Source organism: Variovorax davisae (assembly GCF_030316845.1).
GTDB lineage: Bacteria > Pseudomonadota > Gammaproteobacteria > Burkholderiales > Burkholderiaceae_C > Variovorax > Variovorax davisae.
Map to the genome: position 1 here is coordinate 195,238 of NZ_JASZYS010000005.1, position 18,114 is coordinate 213,351.

Sequence of the window (18,114 nt, forward strand, 5' to 3'; positions counted from 1 at the left end):
TTCCATCTTATTGATAGCTGCGTGCGTCTTCGATCACCTTGCCATCGTTGGGCAGGCTGCCGGGCGCCACCAGCTCGACCGCGCCGCGCAGCTTGGTGACATCGCGGATCGCCTCGGCGATGCGCTCGGCCAGGCCCGCGGGCGCCGCCGGGCATTCGAGCCGCAGCGTCATGCGGTCGTCGGCCATCTCGCCCTCGACCACCAGCCGGGCCCGCTGCACCTCCGGAAAGCGCCGCGCGATCTCCGCCACCTGGCCCGGATGCACGAACATGCCGCGCACCTTGGTGGTCTGGTCGGCGCGGCCGAGCCAGCCCCGGATGCGCGTGTTGGTGCGGCCCGTGGGGCAGTGCCCGGGCAGCACGGCCGACAGGTCGCCGGTGCCGAAGCGGACCAGCGGATAGTCGGGATTGAAGGTGGTGACGACCACCTCGCCGACTTCGCCCGCGGGCACCGGATCGCCGGTGCCCGGGCGCACGATCTCGACGATCACGCCTTCGTCCAGCACCAGGCCTTCGCGGGCCGAGGTCTCGTAGGCGATCAGGCCGAGGTCGGCGGTGGCGTAGCACTGCATGCCGGCCACGCCGCGCTCGGCCATCCAGTCGCGCAGGCTGGGCGGAAAGGCTTCGCCCGAGACCAGCGCCTTGGTCAGCGAGGCGAGCGCGATGTTCTTTTCGGCCGCCTTCTCGATCAGGATTCGGAGGAAGCTCGGCGTGCCGATGTAGCCCGCCGGCCGCAGCTCGGCGATGGCCTCGACCTGCTGCTCGGTCTGGCCGGTGCCGCCGGCGAACACGGTGCAGCCGAGCGCGCGGGCGCCGCTGTCCATGATCGATCCGGCTGGCGTCATGTGGTAGCTGAAGCAGTTGTGCACCAGTTCGCCGCCCCGAAAGCCGGCCGCGAACAGCGCGCGCGCCGTGCGCCAGTAGTCGCTCGCCTCGCCTTCGGGCTCGTAGATGGTGCCGGGGCTGGCGAACACGCGCGGCATGCGGGGCCCGAAGCGCAGCGCCGAGAAGCCGCCGAAGGGGTCGCTGGCGCGGCGCGCCTGCTGCAGCGCCAGCAGTTCGGACTTGCGCGTGACGGGCAGCGTCGCCAGTGCCTCGCGGCTCGCGATGTCGGCCGGCTTGACGCCGCCGAGGATGTGGCCGAAGGCCGCGGTCGCGGACTGGGCCTGCAGCACCTGCCTGGGCAGCGCCGCCAGCAGGTCGCGCTCGCGCTCGGCCGGGTCGCGGACCTCGAGCGCATCGTAGAAATCCGTCATGCCAACCACCGTTTGCGTCGCTTGTAGCTCTTCACGTCGCGGAAGCTCTTGCGGTCGGCGCCACCGACGCCGAGATAGAACTCCTTGACGTCCTCGTTCTCGCGCAGGCTCTTCGCCTCGCCGTCCATCACGATGCGGCCGTTCTCCAGGATGTAGCCGTAGTCGGCGTAGCGCAGCGCCATGTTGGTGTTCTGCTCCGCGAGCAGGAAGGTCACGCCTTCCTTCTCGTTCAGGTCGCGCACGATGCCGAACACCTCGTCGACAATCTGCGGCGCCAGCCCCATCGAGGGCTCGTCGAGCAGCACCATGTTGGGGCTGGCCATCAGCGCCCGGCCGATGGCGCACATCTGCTGCTCGCCGCCCGAGGTGTAGGCGGCCTGCGACGTGCGCCGCGTCTTCAGGCGCGGGAAGTAGGCGTAGACCTTCTCGAGCGTCTGCGCGATCGCGGCCTTGCCGTCGGTGCGGGTGTAGGCGCCGGTCATCAGGTTGTCCTCGATCGACAGGTGGGCGAAGCAGTGGCGGCCCTCCATCACCTGGATCAGGCCGCGCTTGACCAGCGCCGCGGGCGACAGGGCCTCGATGCGCTCGCCGCGCAGCTCGATGGTGCCCTTGGTCACCGCGCCGCGCTCGCCCGCCAGCAGGTTCGACACGGCGCGCAGCGTGGTCGTCTTGCCCGCGCCGTTGCCGCCCAGCAGCGCCACGATGCCGCCCTCCGGCACCGTGAGCGAGACGCCCTTGAGCACCAGGATCACGTGGTTGTAGATGACCTCGATGCCGTTGACCTCCAGCAGCGGGGCTGCCGGCGCGGGCGCGGATGCGTTGACCATGGCGTGCTGCGTCGGGCCGCTCAGCTGCAGGAGCGCGGCTTGATGTTCTTGTCTTTCGCGTACTTGGCCGAGTACTCCGCGACCAGCGGGTCGAGGTTGGCCTTGCGCGCCTGGTACCAGTCGGGCTGCACCTGCCACTTGGCTCCGTCCCATTGCGCGATGCGCGCCCAGTCGGTGCCCATGTGGTTGCTGCACGAGGTCTTGATCGGCCGCATGATCTCGCCGAAGCCCAGCGCCTTGAGCTTGTCGGCCGAGAGGTCGAGGTTCTCGTAGCCCCAGCGCACCTGCTCGGGCGTCAGCGGCTTGCCCTTGCCGTACTTCTCCTGCGCCGCGCGGATGGCTTCCACCTGCAGCATGGAGATCATCATGCCGCGGGTGTGGGCCATGACGCCGATCTCGTCGGCGTTGGCGGCCGTGCCCTGGCCCTTGTCGTAGACGAACTTCTTCAGGTCGTCGTGCACCTTGTCGCGCGAGGCGCTGTTGTGGATCGTGACCGTGTTGTAGCCCTTGGCGCCGGCGCCGATGTCCTTCACGTCATGGTCCGAACCGGCCCACCAGACCGAGTACATCTTCTCGCGCGGGAAGCCGCTGGCCTGGGCCTCGCGGATGCCGGCCGGGGTCATCACGCCGGCGCTCCAGAACAGCACGTAGTCCGGGCGCTGCTGGCGGATCTGCAGCCAGGTCGACTTCTGCTCGACCCCGGGCGGCGTGACCGGGAACAGGGCCAGCTCGAAGCCGTCCTGCGCCGCCAGCTTCTGCAGCAGCAGGATCGGTTCCTTGCCGTAGGGCGAGTCGTGGTAGACCAGCGCGATCTTCTTGCCCTTGAGGCTGCCCTTCTCCTTCTTGGCGATGTCCTGCAGGATCACGTCGGTGGCGGTCCAGTAGGTGCCCAGCAGCGGGAAGTTCCATTCGAACACCGTGCCGTCGACCGACTGCGACAGGCCGTAGCCCATGGTCTCGATCGAGACCTTGTCGTTGAAGGCCTTGTCGGTCACCGCGAAGGTGATGCCGGTCGACTGCGGATCGAAGCCCGAGGCGCCGCTGCCCTTGGCCTTCAGGCGGTCGTAGCATTCGACGCCCTTGGCCGCGTCGTAGGCGGTTTCGCATTCCTCGTAGGCGAGCTTGACGCCGTTGACACCGCCGTCGCGCGCGTTCACCAGCTTGAGGTAGTCCTGCTTGCCGTCGGCCCATGGGATGCCCAGCGGCGCGAACTGCCCGGTGCGGTAGACCAGGAGCGGGATGAACTGCTCGCCGGCGGCCTGCGCCCGGGCCGGCGCCGGCAGCATCGCGGACGAAAGCCCGGCCGCCGCGATGGCGGCCGCGAGAGCGATGGACTGGAACTTCATGCTGTGTCTCCTGTTGTTGAATGGACGGGTCAGTGAGGGAAGGGCCACAGCCGCAGCTTCTGCCGGGCCGTGGCCCACAGGGCGGCGAGGCCGTGCGGCTCGACGATCAGGAAGAACACGATCAGCGCGCCGAAGATCATGTGTTCGAGGAAGCTCGCGGTGCCGGTCGAGATCGCGAGACCGAGCCAGTGCGGCACCAGGTTCAGGAACAGCGGCAGCAGCACGATGAAGGCGGCGCCGAACACCGCGCCGACGATCGAGCCAAGGCCGCCGATGATCACCATGAAGAGCAGCTGGAAGGACTTGTCGATGCCGAAGGCGGCCGGCTCCCAGGCCCCCAGGTGCACGAAGCCCCACAACGCGCCGGCGACGCCGACGATGAAGGAGCTGACCGCAAAGGCGCTGAGCTTGGCGTAGACCGGCCGGATGCCGATCACCGCGGCGGCCACGTCCATGTCGCGCATCGCCATCCATTCGCGGCCGATGGCGCCGCGCACCAGGTTCTTGGCCGCCAGCCCCAGCAGCACCAGCAGCGACAGGCACAGCAGGTACTTGCGCGCCGGGGTGTCGAGCGCGAGGCCGAAGAACTGCAGCGCCGAGACACTGACCGAGCCCGACGAGGAGCCGTTCGTGACCCAGGCCACCCGGTTGGTGAACCAGTCGGTGAAGAACTGCGCCGCCAGCGTCGCCACCGCGAGGTAGAGGCCGCGGATGCGCAGGCTCGGAATGCCGAACAGGATGCCGAAGGCCATCGCGCAGAGTCCGCCGCCGATCAGCGACAGCAGGAGCGGCATGCCTTCGATGCGCGCGTTCAGGTTGTAGGCCGCATAGGCGCCGACCGCCATGAAGGCGCCGGTGCCGAGCGAGATCTGGCCGCAGTAGCCGACCAGCACGTTGAGCCCGATGGCCGCCAGCGACAGGATCAGGAAGGGCACCAGCACGGCGCGGAAGAGGTAGTCGCTGGCCAGCATCGGCACGGCGACGAAGGCCACCAGCGCGAACAGCGCGAGCGCGATGCGGTCCTGCGCGATCGGGAAAATCTGCAGGTCGCTCTGGTAGCTGGTCTTGAACTGGCCGTTTTCGCGGTAGAACATGGTGGTGTCGAAGCCCTAGACGCGGTCGATGATCTTGTCGCCGAACAGGCCTTGCGGCCGCACCAGCAGGAAGGCGAGCGCCAGCACGTAGGCGAACCAGTTCTCGATCCCGCCGCCGACCATCGGCCCGAGGTAGATCTCCGACAGCTTCTCGCCGACGCCGATGATCAGGCCGCCCAGGATGGCGCCGGGCACCGAGGTCAGGCCGCCGAGGATCACCACCGGGAAGGCCTTCAGCGCCACCAGCGAGATCGAGTACTGCACGCCCAGCTTGGAGCCCCAGATGATCCCGGCCACCAGCGCGACCAGGCCGCCGACCGACCAGACGATGACCCAGATGCGGGCCAGCGGAATGCCGATCGACTGCGCCGCCTGGTGGTCGTCGGCCACCGCGCGCAGCGCCCGGCCGGTCTTGGTCTTCTGGAAGAACAGCGAAAGCAGCACCACCAGCAGGGCCGCCATCGCCGCGGCGTAGAGGTCTTCCTTGCTCAGCAGCAGGCCGCCCTGGAAGGTGTTCTCCAGCACGATCATCGGATCCTTCGGCATGCCGACGTCGATCTTGTAGGTGCTGCTGCCGAACAGCAGCTGGCCGGCGCCGTCGAGGAAGTAGCTGATGCCCAGCGTCGCCATCAGCAGCGTGATGCCTTCCTGGTTGACCAGGTGGCGCAGCACCAGCCGCTCGACCAGCCAGGCCACGACCACCATCGCGGCGGCCGCGACGCCGGCCGCCAGCAGGTTGACCAGCAGCATGTTGTCGAGGCCGGTCCAGCGCGGGATCCATTCGGCGAAGCGCGCCATGGTGAGCGCCGCGAACAGCACCATCGCGCCCTGGGCGAAGTTGAAGACGCCCGAGGCCTTGAAGATCAGCACGAAGCCGATCGCGACCAGCGCGTAGAGCATGCCGGCCATCAGGCCGCCGAACAGGGTTTCGAGAAAAAAGCCCATCAGTGTTCCGTCCCCAGGTAGGCCCGGATCACGTCCTCGTTGCCGCGCACCTCGTCGGGCGTGCCGTCGCCGATCTTCTTGCCGTAGTCGAGCACCACCACGCGGTCGGAGATGTCCATCACCACGCCCATGTCGTGCTCGATCAGCACGATGGTGGTGCCGAACTCGTCGTTGACGTCGAGGATGAAGCGGCTCATGTCCTGCTTCTCTTCCACGTTCATGCCGGCCATCGGCTCGTCGAGCAGCAGCACCTGCGGCTCCATCGCCAGCGCGCGCCCGAGGTCGACCCGCTTCTGCAGGCCGTAGGGCAGGCGGCCCACGGGCGTCTTGCGGTGCAGCTGGATCTCGAGGAAGTCGATGATCCGCTCGACGAACTCGCGCTGCGCGATCTCCTCGCGCGCCGCCGGCCCCCAGCGCAGCGCCTGCGCGAGGATGCCGCTCTTCATCTTGAGGTTGCGCCCGGTCATGATGTTGTCGAGCACGCTCATGCCCTTGAACAGCGCCAGGTTCTGGAAGGTGCGCGCCACGCCCATCTCGGCCACCTGGCGCGAATTCATGTGCCTGAAGTGCTGGCCGCGGAAGGTGATCTGGCCCTGCTGCGGCTGGTAGACGCCGTTGATGCAGTTGAGCATCGAGCTCTTGCCGGCGCCGTTGGGCCCGATGATCGCGCGCACCTCGTGCTCGCGGACATCGAAGCTGATGTCGGTCAACGCCTTGACGCCGCCGAAGCTCAATGAAATGTTCTGCACGTCGAGGATGACCTCGCCGGTCTTGCGCGTGCTCATGCCGCCGCCTTCATGGGTGGAAAGCGCTTGGCATCGACGATCTTCAGCGTCGCGCTGACGGCGCCGGTGCGGCCGTCCTCGAACTTGACCTGGGTCTCGATGAACTGCTCGGTCTTGCCGCCGTAGAGCGCCTCGATCAGCACCGCGTACTTGCCGGCGATGAAGCCGCGCCGCACCTTGCGGGTGCGCGTGAGTTCGTCGTCGTCGGGGTCGAGCTCCTTGTGCAGCACCAGGAAGCGCGCGATCTGGGTGTCGCCCATGCCTTCCTCGCTCGCCAGGTCGGCGTTGACCTGGGCGATGCACTCGGCCACCAGCACCAGCACCTCGGGCTTGGCCGCCAGGTCGACATAGCCGCCATAGGCCAGGCCGCGCCGTTCGGCCCAGTTGCCCACGGCCTCGAAGTCGATGTTGACGAAGGCGCAGACCTCGTCGCGGGCATCGCCGAAGCACACGGCTTCCTTGATCTGGGGGAAGAACTTGAGCTTGTTCTCGATGTAGTTGGGCGCGAACATCGCGCCGCCCTGCATCCGGCCGACGTCCTTGGCCCGGTCGATGATGCGCAGGTGGCCTTCGGCATCGAGCACGCCGGCGTCGCCGGTGTGGAAGTAGCCGTCGGCGTCGAGCACCTCGGCGGTGGCCTCGGGCCGCTTGTAGTAGCCCTGCAGCACCGACACGCCGCGCACCAGCACCTCGCCGTCGGCCGCGATCTTGAGCTCGATGCCGGGCGCCGCGCTGCCCACGGTCTGCAACTTGACCTTGCCGTCCTGCTGCAGGCAGACATAGGCACAGGTCTCGGTCTGGCCGTAGAACTGCTTCAGGTTGACGCCGATCGAGCGGTAGAAGCGGAACAGGTCGGGCCCGATCGCGGCGCCCGCGGTGTAGGCCACGCGGATGCGGCTCATGCCCAGCACGTTGCGCAGCGGCCCGTAGACCAACAAGTCGCCGAGCTGGTAGAGCAGCCGGTCGCCGAGGCTCACCGGGGCGCCGTTGAGGATGTCGGCGCCCACGCGCCGCGCCAGCGCCATGAACTTCGCATACAGCCAGCGCTTGGGCGCGGCTGCGTCCTCCATGCGGATCGACACGGCGGTGAGCAGGCCTTCGAAGGTGCGCGGCGGGCCGAAGTAGTAGCTCGGGCCGATCTCGCGCATGTCGTTCATGACGGTCTCGGCCGACTCGGGGCAGTTGAGCGTGAAGCCGCCGACCAGCCACTGCGCGACCGAGAACAGATGGTCGCCGACCCAGGCCATCGGCAGGTAGCTCATGATGTTGTCGCCGGGGCCGAGCCGGTCGGTCTCGACGCCGCCGCGGCCGGCCGCGATGAAGCTGCCATGGGTCTGGCAGACGCCCTTGGGGCGACCGGTGGTGCCCGAGGTGTAGAGGATCACGGCGACGTCGGAGGCTTCGCCGGCGGCGACGCTCTGGTCGAAGAACCCGGGATGGGCGGCGTCCCAGGCGCGGCCGAGTTCGCACAGCTTCTCGTAGCCGAGCAGGCCGGGCTGGTCGTAGTGGCGCAGCCCGCGCGGGTCGTCGTAGACGATGTGGCGGATCGCGGGCCGCATCTCGCGGCATTCGAGCAGCTTGTCGACCTGCTCCTGGTCCTCGGCGACCACGAACTCGACCGCGGCGTCTTCGAGCATGAAGACCATCTCGCCGGCCACCGCGTCCTGGTAAAGCGGCACCGGCACGCCGCGCAGGCTCTGCGCCGCGATCACCGCCATGTAGAGGTGCGGCCGGTTGGCGCCGACGATGGCCAGGTTGTCGCCGGCCTTGAAGCCCAGGCTCGCCAGGCCGCAGGCGAACGCGCGCACTTCGCGCGCGACCTCCGCCCAGGACCATCTCTGCCAGATGCCGAGATCCTTCTCGCGCACCGCGGGGGCATCGGGCTGCTGCTGCGCATGGGCCAGCAACAGGCGAGGAAAGGTAGGAGCGATGGTCTGCACGATGGGCGGACTGTAGGACCAACTTTGACGCCAACTTGTCGTTTGAACGACAATCCTAGGGACAACACTCCCCGGAGTTTCCCGATGCGCGCCGGTACCGACCCAGGCAACGCCACGATCCGCGACCGCGTGCGGCCGGCCAGCGGCGAAGAGCTCGCCAGCATCCCGTGGCTGGACGCGCTGACGCCCGCCGAACGGCGCCGCGCCGAGGCGGCGGTGGTGGTCGGAGAGGCCGAGCCGGGCGACCTGGTCTGCCGCATCGGCCGGCCGCCGACCTACTGGTTCGGCGTCGTCGCCGGCCTGCTCAAGATGAGCAACGACAACGCCGACGGGACCTCGATGACCTACAGCGGCCTGCCGCCGGGTGGCTGGTTCGGCGAAGGCACGGTGCTCAAGCGCGAGCCCTACCGCTACAACGTCCAGGCCTTGCGCCACAGCGTGGTGGGCGGGTTGCCGGCGGACGACTTCCACTGGCTGCTCGACCACTCGATCGGCTTCAACCGCTTCGTGATGAACCAGCTCAACGAGCGCCTGGCGCAATTCATCGCCGCGCGCGAGACCGACCGGCTCAACGACCCCGACGTGCGGGTGGCGCGCAACCTCGCGGCGCTGTTCAACCCGGTGCTGTTCCCGGGGGTCGGCGAGCTGCTGCGCATCACGCAGCAGGAGCTGGCCTACCTGATCGGGCTGTCGCGCCAGCGGGTCAACGAGGCCCTGCGCGCGCTGCAGGCGCAGGGCGCGATCCGGGTCGAGTACGGCGGGCTGCGCGTGATCGACCTCGCGGCGCTGCGCGCCAGCGTGATGGCGGGCAAGGGCGGCGCCTAGCGGACGCGGGGCCGGGCGGCCGGCGCGCATGCAGAATGCAGGCGCGACATCCCCGGCCACGACAAGAACATTCCCGATGGACTCACTCGACGAACTGCAACGCTACAGCCAACTGCTCCTGCGGCTCTACCGCATGGCCCAGGACCTGCCGATCACCGAGTTCCAGGACGCCGCGCTCGGCCTGGTCAAGGGGGTGCTCCCGTTCGACTCCTCGCTGTGGGGCACGGCCGCGCCCTCGCCCGGCGGGGCCGACATCCACACCGTCCACCTGCACAACAAGTCGCCCGAGATGCTGCCGGCCTACGAGTCGGTCAAGCACCTCGACACGGCGGTGGCGGGCATGTTCGCCGAGCCCCGGGCGACGCGCGGATTCCATCTCGAGACCTGGTTCTCCGACCCGCGCCAGCAGGCGATCCGCGACATGATGCGGCGCTTCGAGATCGAGAACATGCTGGCCACCACGGTGATCGATCCCGCGACCCGCTTCGCCCACTGGATCCTGCTCTACCGGGCCGAGCGCGATGCCGGCTACACGCCCGAGGAGACCGGCCTGCTGGCGCTGCTGGCGCCGCACGTGATGGAGGCGCTGGCGATCAACCGCAAGATGCACCTGGAGCGGCTCGGCCCGGCCGAGCAGGACGCGGTGCCCCGCGGCAGTGCCATCGCCGACCTGCGCGGCGTGGTCTACCACGCCGATGCGCGCTTCGCCGCGCTCGCCGGCGAGGAGTGGGACGACTGGCACGAACGCCGTCTGCCGGCCGCGCTCGCGAGCCACTTCCAGGGCGACGGCGAGCGCTTTCGCGGCCGCGCCGTGGTGGTCGACGCCCGCGTCGAGCAGCAGCTGCTGTTCCTCAAGGCCCGGCCGCGCTGCCTCGCCGATGGCCTGACGGCGCGCGAGTTCACGATCGCCAAGCTGATCGCCAAAGGGGACACCCACAAGGAGATCGCGCAGACGCTGACCCGCTCGCCGGCCACGGTGCGCAACCAGATCCAGGCGATCTACGAGAAGCTCGGGGTCGGCAACATCGCCGGCTTGATCGAAGCCCTGCGGCTGGCGGACTAGGCCGCGCGCACCGCATCCGCCGGCAGCGTCTGCCGCGCCAGCTTGTCGTCGGCATAGGGCCGCAGGTAGGCCGCGGTTTCCTCCACCGGGCAATGCAGCCAGTCGTCGATCCAGGCGTCGCGCAGGATCGCGGTGCGGCGCTGCTCCGGCCGGCCGGGGACGCCAAACGTCAGCAGCGCGAAGCTCTCGACGCACTCGCCGGCGGGCGAGCGCCAGCCGTTCCAGAGGCCGGCCAGCGCGAGCGGCTGGCCGTCGGTGCGCGACACCCGCACGGTCTGGCCCTCGCTGTCGGCGTCCTGGAACACGGCGTCGGCCAGGACCACGCAGCGATGGCCGCGCTTCCAGGGCTGGTAGAAGTTGCGCTCGGCAAAGGCGGTCTCGCCGCGCGCCTCATGGGTGTGGAGGTCCTGGCCGTCCTTGCTGAACAGCGGGATCAGGCCCCAGCGCCCGCGGGCGATCTGGAAGCGGGCCAGAGAATCCTGGGCCGTGTCGTCGGCGCGGGGGCGCCGCACGAACAGGCCCTGCTGGCCCGGCCGCACGATCGACGCCTCCGGGCGGAAGGCCAGACCGAAGCGCTGGGCGAAGTGAAGGGGCTCGCTCGCTGCTTGGTAGTGGGTGGGCATGGCCGGACGGTGTGAAAGCTGGCGGATTCTAGTCAGCCGCCGATACCATAGGAAGGTTCGGCCGGCGCGCAAGCGCCGGCGGCGCGCCATAGCTCACGAAAACTCCCCCAAACTCCATGACCTCTTCCCGTCTCACCATCATCACCGGTGCTTCCCGCGGCCTGGGCCGCGCCATGGCCGAGCAGTTGCTGCAACCCGGCCAACGCCTGCTGTGCATCTCGCGCCAGGCCGACGAGCAGCTCGCCACCCGCGCCCGCGAGGCCGGTGCCGAACTGGACCAGTGGCAGCTGGACCTGTCCGATCCGGCGCCGGGCGCTGCGCGCCTGGCGGCCTGGCTGCGGGCGCTCGATGCCAATGCCTTCGACAGCGCGACCTTGATCAACAACGCCGGCACGGTCGGCCGCCCGCGCCCCTTGTCCGAGGCGGTGGCGAGCGAGCTGGCGCAGGCGCTGCGGGTCGGGCTCGAGGCGCCGATGCTGCTGGCCTCGGCCTTCCTCGGGGCCACCAAGGGCTGGCGCGCCGAGCGCAAGGTGCTCAACATCTCCTCTGGCCTGGGGCGCAATGCGATGGGCAGCCAGGCGCCTTACTGCGCCGCCAAGGCCGGCATGGACCATTTCTCCCGCGCCGTGGCGCTGGAAGAGAAGGCGGCCGCCAACGGCGCGCGGATCGTCTCGCTGGCCCCCGGCATCATCGACACCGACATGCAGGTGGCGCTGCGGGGCGCCGAGGCCGACATGTTCCCGGACCGGGTGCGCTTCGAGAAGTTCAAGGCCGACGGCCTGCTCGACAGCCCGGCCTCGGCCGCCGCCAAGATCCTGAAATACCTGGCGCGCCCGGACTTCGGCGCCAACCCGGTCGCCGATGTCCGTGACTGAGAGGCCCGGCATGGCCGGCGCAGCCCGGCCGCGTTGGTGAAACACCGCGGAACTGGCTTCGCCAGGCCGCAGGTGTTGCCCCCAGCAGGGGGGTGGGAGGGCTACACGCAGTGAGCCCGACCTGGGGGGTTACTCAATCGTTGCGCCGGAGGCCTGGACGATCGATTTCCACTTCTGGTAGTCGGTCTTCAGCAGGGTCTCGAGTTCCTGCGGCGTCATGGCCTGCGGCTCGGCGCCCTGGGCGATGATCGCGGCCTTCATCTCGGGCGTGGCCAGCAGCTTGTTGACCTCGGCGTTGACGGTCGTGACCACGTCCTTGGGCGTGCCGGCGGGCATGAAGAGGCCGTACCAGGTGCTGACGTCGAAGCCCTTGTAGCCCAGCTCGGCCACCGTGGGAACGTCCGGCAGCGAGCTGCTGCGGCGCGCCGAGGTCACGGCCAGGGGGCGCAGCTTGCCGCCCTGGATCTGGCTCATGGCCGAGGGCAGCGACGACACCATGAGGTCGACGTTGCCGGCCAGCACGTCCATCATCGCGGCGTTCGAGCCCTTGTAGGGCACGTGCCGCATCTTGATGTTGGCGGCGCTCTTGAAGATCTCGCCGGCCAGGTGGATGGTGGTGCCGTTGCCGGGCGAGCCGTAGGTGATCGCGTCGGGCGCCGCCCGCGCCGCCGCGACCACGTCGGCCAGGGTCTTGAACTTGGAATCGCTGCGGGTGACGATCACCACCGGCGTGTAGGCGACATGCGCCACCGCCACCAGGTCCTTGGTCGGGTCGTAGCTCAGGTTCTTGTAGAGCCAGGGGGCGACGACCATGTTGTCCTTCTGCCCCATCACCATCTCGTAGCCCGAGGGCGCCGCGCGCACCGCCTCGGCGATGCCGATGGTGCCGCCGGCACCGGCGCGGTTGTCCGGCACCACGGTCCATTTGCTGACCTCGGTCAGCTTGTTGGCGACCAGCCGCGACAGGATGTCGGTGCCGCCGCCGGGCGGGAAGGGCACGATCATGCGGATCGGCTTGGCGGGATAGGGCTGGGCCTGCGCGGCGGTGAAGGCCAGCGCCAGGGCGGCGATGGTGAGCAGCTTGCGGATCATGGGGGGTGTCTCGTCGTTCGGGCGCCGCGAAGGTGCGGCGCCATGCGCCGAGAGTGTGCCCCAACGCGCCCGCCGCAGCGCTCGCGATTGGCGATGGCCGGGGTCGCGGATCGCGACTGCGGCCGCGGCGTCAATGGATGGTGGGCGGTCCGGTGTCGTCGCGCGCCTCTGTGCGCCGCTGCAGGGCCTCGATGCCGGCCATCATCGCCGCGCCGTAGGTCGGCATCGGCCCGGCGGCGGCGTCGATCGGGCGGCAGTCGCGGCCCTCCTGCTTCTGCAGCACCCAGTAGAAATGACCGGCAATCGGTTCGTCGACGATCAGCGAGATGGCATGGATGTCCATGTGCGGTTCCTTGTTCAGCCCATGGACCGGTTGTACGCAGGCCCCGCGCGCTCGCACAGCAACGAATTCACGCCGCCGCCCCCGCGGATGCAACAGCCGGGGCTGGCGTGAAAAACGCACGCTCCGGATCGCCGACAATGGGCGCGATGTCCGAGACCCCCGCCCCCTCCCGCCTCAACAAGCGCATGGCCGAGCTGGGCCTGTGCTCGCGCCGCGAGGCCGACGACTGGATCGCGCAGGGCTGGGTCAAGGTCAACGGCCAGGTGGCCGAGATGGGCGTCAAGGTGACGCCCTCCGATCGCATCGAGGTCGACAAGAAGGCGCAGAACCAGCAGCAGCAGCAGGTCACGATCCTGCTGCACAAGCCGATGGGCTACGTCAGCGGGCAGGCCGAGGACGGCCACGAGCCCGCGGTGGTGCTGATCAACCCGCGCACCCACTGGCGCGAGGACCCGATCCGCAACCGCTTCTCGCCGCCGCAGCTGCGCGGCCTGGCGCCGGCCGGCCGGCTCGACATCGATTCGGTCGGCCTGCTGGTGCTGACGCAGGACGGCCGCGTGGCGCGCCAATTGATCGGCGAGGACTCCGGCATCGAGAAGGAATACCTGGTCCGGGTGTCGTACGGCCCGGTGGCGCAGAACTCGCAGGCCGCCTTCCCGCGCGAACTGTTGGCCCGGCTGCGCCACGGCCTGAGCCTCGACGGCCAGCCGCTGAAGCCGGCCAAGGTCGACTGGCAGAACCCCGAGCAGCTGCGCTTCGTGCTGACCGAGGGCAAGAAGCGCCAGATCCGCCGCATGTGCGAGCTGGTCGGGCTCAAGGTCGTGGGGCTCAAGCGCATCCGCATCGGCCGCGTGGTGCTGGGCAACCTGCCGGTCGGCCAGTGGCGCTACCTGGGCGCCGACGAACGGTTCTGAGCGGGCCCGGCGCAAGCGGCCTCAGCCCGCGCAGGCCTTGTTGTGCGAGGCGTGCATCCCCTTGGCCTTGGCCTCGGCTTCGCTCAGGTACTCGCCCTTCTTGGTCTTGCCGTAGTAGCGGTCGCCCATGCAGTGGTAGACCTTGGTCTCGTCGTTGGCCCAGACCTTGCCGGCGCCACCGCCGGGCGCGGCGGCCATGGTCGCCTGATCGGGTCGTGTTGCCGGCTTGCCGGCGGCCGCGACGGTGGCGAGTGGCTGGGCCTGGGCGCCGAGCGCGGCCAGCAGGCCCGCCGCGGCCAGCAGGGTCTTGGGGAAAAAAGTCATCCGGGCGCCTCCTCGGGCGGTGTATTGGGGAACAAGCATCGTCCGCATGCGATCTGAACGCCACCTGACCGCTGCTCCTGCTTCGCGCAACGCCTGCTCATGCGGCGCTAAGAATCCGGGCGTAGCCTCGCCGTCGAAGCTGTTCCAAGGAGATCCCGTGCGCGCACTGCTGGTGGAAGACGACGAAATGATCGGCGCGAGCCTCATGCATGCGCTCGGCGGCGCCGGCTGGTCGGTGGACTGGGTCCGCGACGGCCTGCTGGCGCACAGCGCGCTCGCCGATGGCGGCTACACCTGCGTGCTGCTCGACCTCGGGCTGCCGAAGCAGGACGGCACCGAGGTGCTGCGGCGCGCCCGCTCCCGCGGCGACGCCACGCCGGTGCTGGTGCTGACCGCCCGCGACGGGCTCGACGACCGGATCCAGACCCTCGACCTCGGCGCCGACGACTACCTGCTGAAGCCCTTCGCTCTGCGCGAACTGCTGGCGCGGATGCGCGCCGTGGTGCGGCGCCGCGACGGCGCCGCGCATTCGGTCATCGGCACCCCCGCGCTGCAGCTCGACCTCACGACCCGCGACGTGACGGTCAACGGCGTGCGGGAGGCGCTCACCGCGCGCGAATTCGCGCTGCTGCACGCGCTGCTGGAGCGGCCCGGCGCCATCCTGTCGCGCGAGCAGCTCGAGGACCGCATCTACGGCTGGGGCGACGAGGTCACGAGCAACGCGATCGACGTGCTGATCCACGGCATGCGGCGCAAGCTGGGTGCCGAGGCGATCCGCAACGTGCGCGGGCTCGGCTGGCGGGTCGTGCCGGCGTGAACGCCGGCTGGGGCTGGCGCCCGCGCTCGCTGCGCACCCGGCTGCTGGCCTGGCTGGTCGCGCTGCATCTGCTGGCGATCGCGGCCACCGTGTGGCTTTCCTACGTGGCCTACGGCCGGCTGGTGAACAACTTCATGGACGACCAGATGCGGCTGGTGGCCGAGTCGCATGCGACCCATCACCGGCTGCCCACGCTGCAGCCGGTGGGCAGCGACGACGTCGTCCAGCGTGGCGCCTTCGTGGTCCAGGTGTGGAGCGCCGACGGCGCCACCCTGCAGGCCACCTCGTGGAGCGGGCTGGCGCTGCCGCTGCAGGCGCAGCCGGGTTTCGGCGACGTCCGCCTCGGGCCCGGCGACACGGGCGGATGGCGGGTCTACACGCTGGCCGCCGAGCCGCGCGACGGCTCGCCGCGGGTGCAGGTGGTGCAGAACGACGGCTTCCGACGCCACCGGATCGTGCGCCGGGCGCTGCTCGAGAGTCTGCCGATCCTGCTGCTGCTGCCGATCACGCTCGGCCTGCTGTGGGCGATCGTCTCGGCCGCCTCGCGTTCGCTGCGCATCGTCGCCCGCGACCTGGCGGCGCAGGACGAGGCCAGCCCCGACGGCGTGCCGGTGGCCCGGGTGCCGGAGGAAATCGCGCCGCTGGTGGCGGCCTTCAACAGCCTGCTGGGCCGGCTTCGCGGCACGCTGTCGACCCAGCGCCGCTTCATGCAGGACGCGGCGCACGAGCTGCGCACCCCGATGGCCGCGATCGGCCTGCAGATCGAGAACCTGCGCGCCCACGTGCCGCGTGGCGACGCCGCCGAGCGCTTCGCCCAGCTCGAGGGCGGCGTCCGGCGCGCCCAGCACCTGATCGAGCAGCTGCTGCGCCTGTCGCGCCAGGACGCGCCGGCCGCCGGCGCCCGCGGCCCGGTGGACCTGGCCATGCTGTTGCGCGACAGCGTCGGCCAGCTGATGGTGCTGGCCGACCAGCGCCGGGTCGATGTCGGCTTCGAAGGCCTTGTCACGCCCTGGGTCAGCGCGCCGGCGGCCGACCTGCGCAGCGTGTTCGACAACCTGATCGACAACGCGGTGCGCTATGCGGCCGAGGGCGGCGTGGTCGACGTCCGGCTGCACCTGGTCGACGGCCGGCCGGTGGTCGACGTGGTGGACGACGGCCCCGGCATCGCGGCCGACCAGCTGGAGCGCGTCTTCGACCGCTTCTACCGCGTCGCCGGCGCCCCTGCCGGCGGCAGCGGGCTGGGGCTGGCGATCGCGCAGGCGGCGGCGCTGCGCAACGGGCTGCGCATCGTGCTGGCCAACCGCGGCGACCGCAGCGGCCTGGTGGCGCGGGTCCACCTGCCGCCGATCGCGGCCTGAGCGCCCGGGGGCGCTATCCTGCGCGTCTCGTTCGTGAACCCGGGAGACTTCATGCGCCGTTTCGTTCCCCCCGCCCTGACTGCCATCGTCCTGAGCGCCGCCGCCCTGGCGGCGCAGGCCCAGGGCACGGTCAATGCCTTGTGCAGCACCGACGCCGGCTGGTGCGAGGCGGCGGCGGCCGAGTTCAGCCGGGCCACCGGCATCCGCGTGCTGCAGGCGCACAAGGGCACGGGCGAGATCGGCGCCCAGCTGCGCGCCGAGGCGGCGAACCCGAAGACCGACATCTGGTGGGGCGGCACCGGCGACCCCTTCCTGCAGGCGGCCGAGGAAGGCCTGCTCGAGCCCTACCGCCCGGCCTACATCAACGACCTGTACGACTGGTCGGTGCGGCAGTACGCGATGTCGGGCAACCGGGTCGGCGGCTTCTACACCAGCGCCATGGGCTTCGGCTTCAACACCGAGGTGCTCAAGAAGAAGAAGCTGCCCGAGCCGCACTGCTGGGCCGACCTGGTCAAGCCCGAATACAAGGGCGAGATCGAGATGTCGCACCCGGCCACCAGCGGCACCGGCTACACCATCGTCGCCGGCCTGGTGCAGATGATGGGCGAAGACGCCGCCTTCGACTACCTGAAGAAGCTGCACCGCAACACCACCACCTACACCCGCAGCGGCCAGGCCCAGGCGCCCAACGTGGCCAAGGGCGAGGTGGCGGTCGGGATCAGCTTCATCTTCGGCTTCGACAAGTGGCGCCACGACAAGTACCCCGTGAAGGCCATCGCGCCCTGCGAGGGCACCGGCTACGAGATCGGCGGCATCGCGCTGGTCAAGGGCGCGCGCAACAAGGCCAACGCCCAGCGCTACTACGACTGGCTCATGAGCCCGGCCGGGCAGGCCATCGGCGCCCAGGCCGGCAGCCTGCAGTCGCCCGCCAACCGGACCTTCAAGCCCGATCCGCGCATCCCGTCGATGGACGGGGTCAAGCTCATCAAGTACGACTTCGAGAAGTACGGCCAGGCGGCCGAGCGCAAGCGGCTGATCGATCGGTGGACGCGCGAGGTGGAGTCGCAGCCGCGCTGAATTCGAGACTTCAAAGCCGGACAGGACCCAGCCGGTCGTCCGGCCTTCATTTCCTGGCAATGCTGCCGATATGTGGAAATGGAGGCCTCGCATGACGCCTCGAACTCCAGATTGGGGACGCAGGCTCATGTCCAGAAGAATGCTCCGAACACCCACGCCGGGCCTGGCCCTGTCCCGAGCAGCGGCGCTGGCCGCCTTGTGCACGTTGCCGCAGCTGCCACTGCCCTGCGGCGCGGAGCCCCTGCGCGGTGCGAGCAGGGCGGCGGGCCAGCTCAGGGTGACGCTGGTCGTTCTTCCGGTTTTCAACGTCCTGGAGGTCACACGCGTGAAGGACGGATACGAGTACCGGCTATGGACCAACAGCAAATCGTTGGTCATCGGCGGTCAGGAGCACCGGTTCAGCCACGCCGGGGAGGTCAGGTTGAGGGTCGATGGCCGTGAGAGCGAGGTCGACACCCGACTCAACCTCGACAGAAGCCTGGGGCTTGGGTGGCGAAGCGTCTCGTCGCATCCCGATGGCCATGGTCGCGCGCCCGCGTTGCGGAACGCGCCGGCCGCGGGCAACCAGCCCGACATACACACGGTCACGGTGGCTTACTAGGGCGTCCGGC

General features: G+C 69.8%; 18 protein-coding genes and 1 pseudogene. 8 read left to right on the top strand and 11 right to left on the bottom strand.

The features are described 5' to 3' along the window. Nucleotides 1-7 precede the first annotated feature (7 nt). Genes QTI33_RS13730 through QTI33_RS13760 form a run of 7 tightly spaced genes read right to left on the bottom strand, consistent with a single transcriptional unit; the run spans nucleotide 8 to nucleotide 8,183 of the window. Nucleotides 8-1,255 (bottom strand): phenylacetate--CoA ligase family protein, encoded by a 1,248-nt coding sequence (locus tag QTI33_RS13730; RefSeq protein ID WP_286506551.1) that lies wholly within the window; start codon nucleotides 1,253-1,255, stop codon nucleotides 8-10. Further along, nucleotides 1,252-2,082, bottom strand: coding sequence for an ABC transporter ATP-binding protein (locus QTI33_RS13735; protein WP_286506553.1), 831 nt, complete (start codon nucleotides 2,080-2,082; stop codon nucleotides 1,252-1,254). The genes QTI33_RS13730 and QTI33_RS13735 overlap by 4 nt, the downstream gene beginning before the upstream one ends. Before the next feature lie 20 nt (nucleotides 2,083-2,102). Then, nucleotides 2,103-3,428 (bottom strand): ABC transporter substrate-binding protein, encoded by a 1,326-nt coding sequence (locus QTI33_RS13740; protein WP_286506554.1) that lies wholly within the window; start codon nucleotides 3,426-3,428, stop codon nucleotides 2,103-2,105. Between the two features lie 29 nt (nucleotides 3,429-3,457). After that, complete coding sequence (locus QTI33_RS13745; protein WP_286506555.1) at nucleotides 3,458-4,522, bottom strand: branched-chain amino acid ABC transporter permease; 1,065 nt, start codon at nucleotides 4,520-4,522, stop codon at nucleotides 3,458-3,460. A 15-nt stretch (nucleotides 4,523-4,537) separates the two neighbouring features. Continuing rightward, on the bottom strand, nucleotides 4,538-5,467 hold the full coding sequence (locus tag QTI33_RS13750; RefSeq protein WP_286506556.1) for a branched-chain amino acid ABC transporter permease: 930 nt from the start codon (nucleotides 5,465-5,467) through the stop codon (nucleotides 4,538-4,540). Further along, entirely contained in the window at nucleotides 5,467-6,252 is a 786-nt protein-coding gene (locus QTI33_RS13755; protein ID WP_286506557.1) for an ABC transporter ATP-binding protein, read from the bottom strand. The genes QTI33_RS13750 and QTI33_RS13755 overlap by 1 nt, the downstream gene beginning before the upstream one ends. Next, complete coding sequence (locus QTI33_RS13760) at nucleotides 6,249-8,183, bottom strand: AMP-dependent synthetase/ligase (protein ID WP_286506850.1); 1,935 nt, start codon at nucleotides 8,181-8,183, stop codon at nucleotides 6,249-6,251. The genes QTI33_RS13755 and QTI33_RS13760 overlap by 4 nt, the downstream gene beginning before the upstream one ends. Before the next feature lie 93 nt (nucleotides 8,184-8,276). On the opposite strand from QTI33_RS13760, the gene QTI33_RS13765 reads away from it, so the two are divergent. Together QTI33_RS13765 and QTI33_RS13770 are read left to right on the top strand one after the other, a co-directional pair. After that, complete coding sequence (locus QTI33_RS13765; protein WP_286506558.1) at nucleotides 8,277-9,017, top strand: Crp/Fnr family transcriptional regulator; 741 nt, start codon at nucleotides 8,277-8,279, stop codon at nucleotides 9,015-9,017. A gap of 76 nt (nucleotides 9,018-9,093) precedes the next feature. Continuing rightward, nucleotides 9,094-10,080, top strand: a complete 987-nt coding sequence (locus QTI33_RS13770; RefSeq protein ID WP_286506559.1) for a helix-turn-helix transcriptional regulator — start codon at nucleotides 9,094-9,096, stop codon at nucleotides 10,078-10,080. Here the strand turns inward: QTI33_RS13770 and QTI33_RS13775 are convergent. Then, nucleotides 10,077-10,703, bottom strand: a complete 627-nt coding sequence (locus QTI33_RS13775; protein ID WP_286506560.1) for an SOS response-associated peptidase family protein — start codon at nucleotides 10,701-10,703, stop codon at nucleotides 10,077-10,079. The genes QTI33_RS13770 and QTI33_RS13775 overlap by 4 nt on opposite strands. A 116-nt stretch (nucleotides 10,704-10,819) precedes the next feature. On the opposite strand from QTI33_RS13775, the gene QTI33_RS13780 reads away from it, so the two are divergent. Further along, nucleotides 10,820-11,578 carry an SDR family NAD(P)-dependent oxidoreductase gene (locus QTI33_RS13780; protein WP_286506561.1) on the top strand — a complete coding sequence of 253 codons (759 nt, stop codon included), beginning with the start codon at nucleotides 10,820-10,822 and terminating at the stop codon, nucleotides 11,576-11,578. A gap of 129 nt (nucleotides 11,579-11,707) precedes the next feature. Here QTI33_RS13780 and QTI33_RS13785 read toward each other — a convergent pair whose 3' ends face one another. Then, nucleotides 11,708-12,670, bottom strand: coding sequence for a Bug family tripartite tricarboxylate transporter substrate binding protein (locus tag QTI33_RS13785; protein WP_286506563.1), 963 nt, complete (start codon nucleotides 12,668-12,670; stop codon nucleotides 11,708-11,710). A gap of 130 nt (nucleotides 12,671-12,800) precedes the next feature. Further along, nucleotides 12,801-13,013, bottom strand: a complete 213-nt coding sequence (locus QTI33_RS13790) for a hypothetical protein (protein ID WP_286506564.1) — start codon at nucleotides 13,011-13,013, stop codon at nucleotides 12,801-12,803. 146 nt (nucleotides 13,014-13,159) lie between these two features. Between QTI33_RS13790 and QTI33_RS13795 the strand changes: the two genes are divergently transcribed. Next, nucleotides 13,160-13,927 (top strand): pseudouridine synthase, encoded by a 768-nt coding sequence (locus QTI33_RS13795; protein ID WP_444814842.1) that lies wholly within the window; start codon nucleotides 13,160-13,162, stop codon nucleotides 13,925-13,927. A gap of 21 nt (nucleotides 13,928-13,948) precedes the next feature. On the opposite strand, the pseudogene QTI33_RS35280 reads toward QTI33_RS13795, so the two are convergent. Continuing rightward, nucleotides 13,949-14,236: pseudogene (locus QTI33_RS35280) on the bottom strand (DUF3761 domain-containing protein); the annotation flags it as partial. A 172-nt stretch (nucleotides 14,237-14,408) separates the two neighbouring features. On the opposite strand from QTI33_RS35280, the gene QTI33_RS13805 reads away from it, so the two are divergent. The 4 genes from QTI33_RS13805 (at nucleotide 14,409) to QTI33_RS13820 (ending at nucleotide 18,104) form a co-directional block, all read left to right on the top strand. Continuing rightward, entirely contained in the window at nucleotides 14,409-15,068 is a 660-nt protein-coding gene (locus QTI33_RS13805; protein ID WP_286506566.1) for a response regulator, read from the top strand. Further along, the gene (locus tag QTI33_RS13810; protein WP_286506567.1) at nucleotides 15,065-16,426 is read left to right on the top strand and encodes a sensor histidine kinase; all 1,362 of its coding nucleotides are present in this window, start codon (nucleotides 15,065-15,067) and stop codon (nucleotides 16,424-16,426) included. The genes QTI33_RS13805 and QTI33_RS13810 overlap by 4 nt, the downstream gene beginning before the upstream one ends. 51 nt (nucleotides 16,427-16,477) lie before the next feature. Further along, complete coding sequence (locus tag QTI33_RS13815; protein WP_286506568.1) at nucleotides 16,478-17,503, top strand: ABC transporter substrate-binding protein; 1,026 nt, start codon at nucleotides 16,478-16,480, stop codon at nucleotides 17,501-17,503. 127 nt (nucleotides 17,504-17,630) lie between these two features. Beyond that, the gene (locus QTI33_RS13820; protein WP_286506569.1) at nucleotides 17,631-18,104 is read left to right on the top strand and encodes a hypothetical protein; all 474 of its coding nucleotides are present in this window, start codon (nucleotides 17,631-17,633) and stop codon (nucleotides 18,102-18,104) included. The last annotated feature ends 10 nt before the right edge of the window (nucleotides 18,105-18,114 follow it).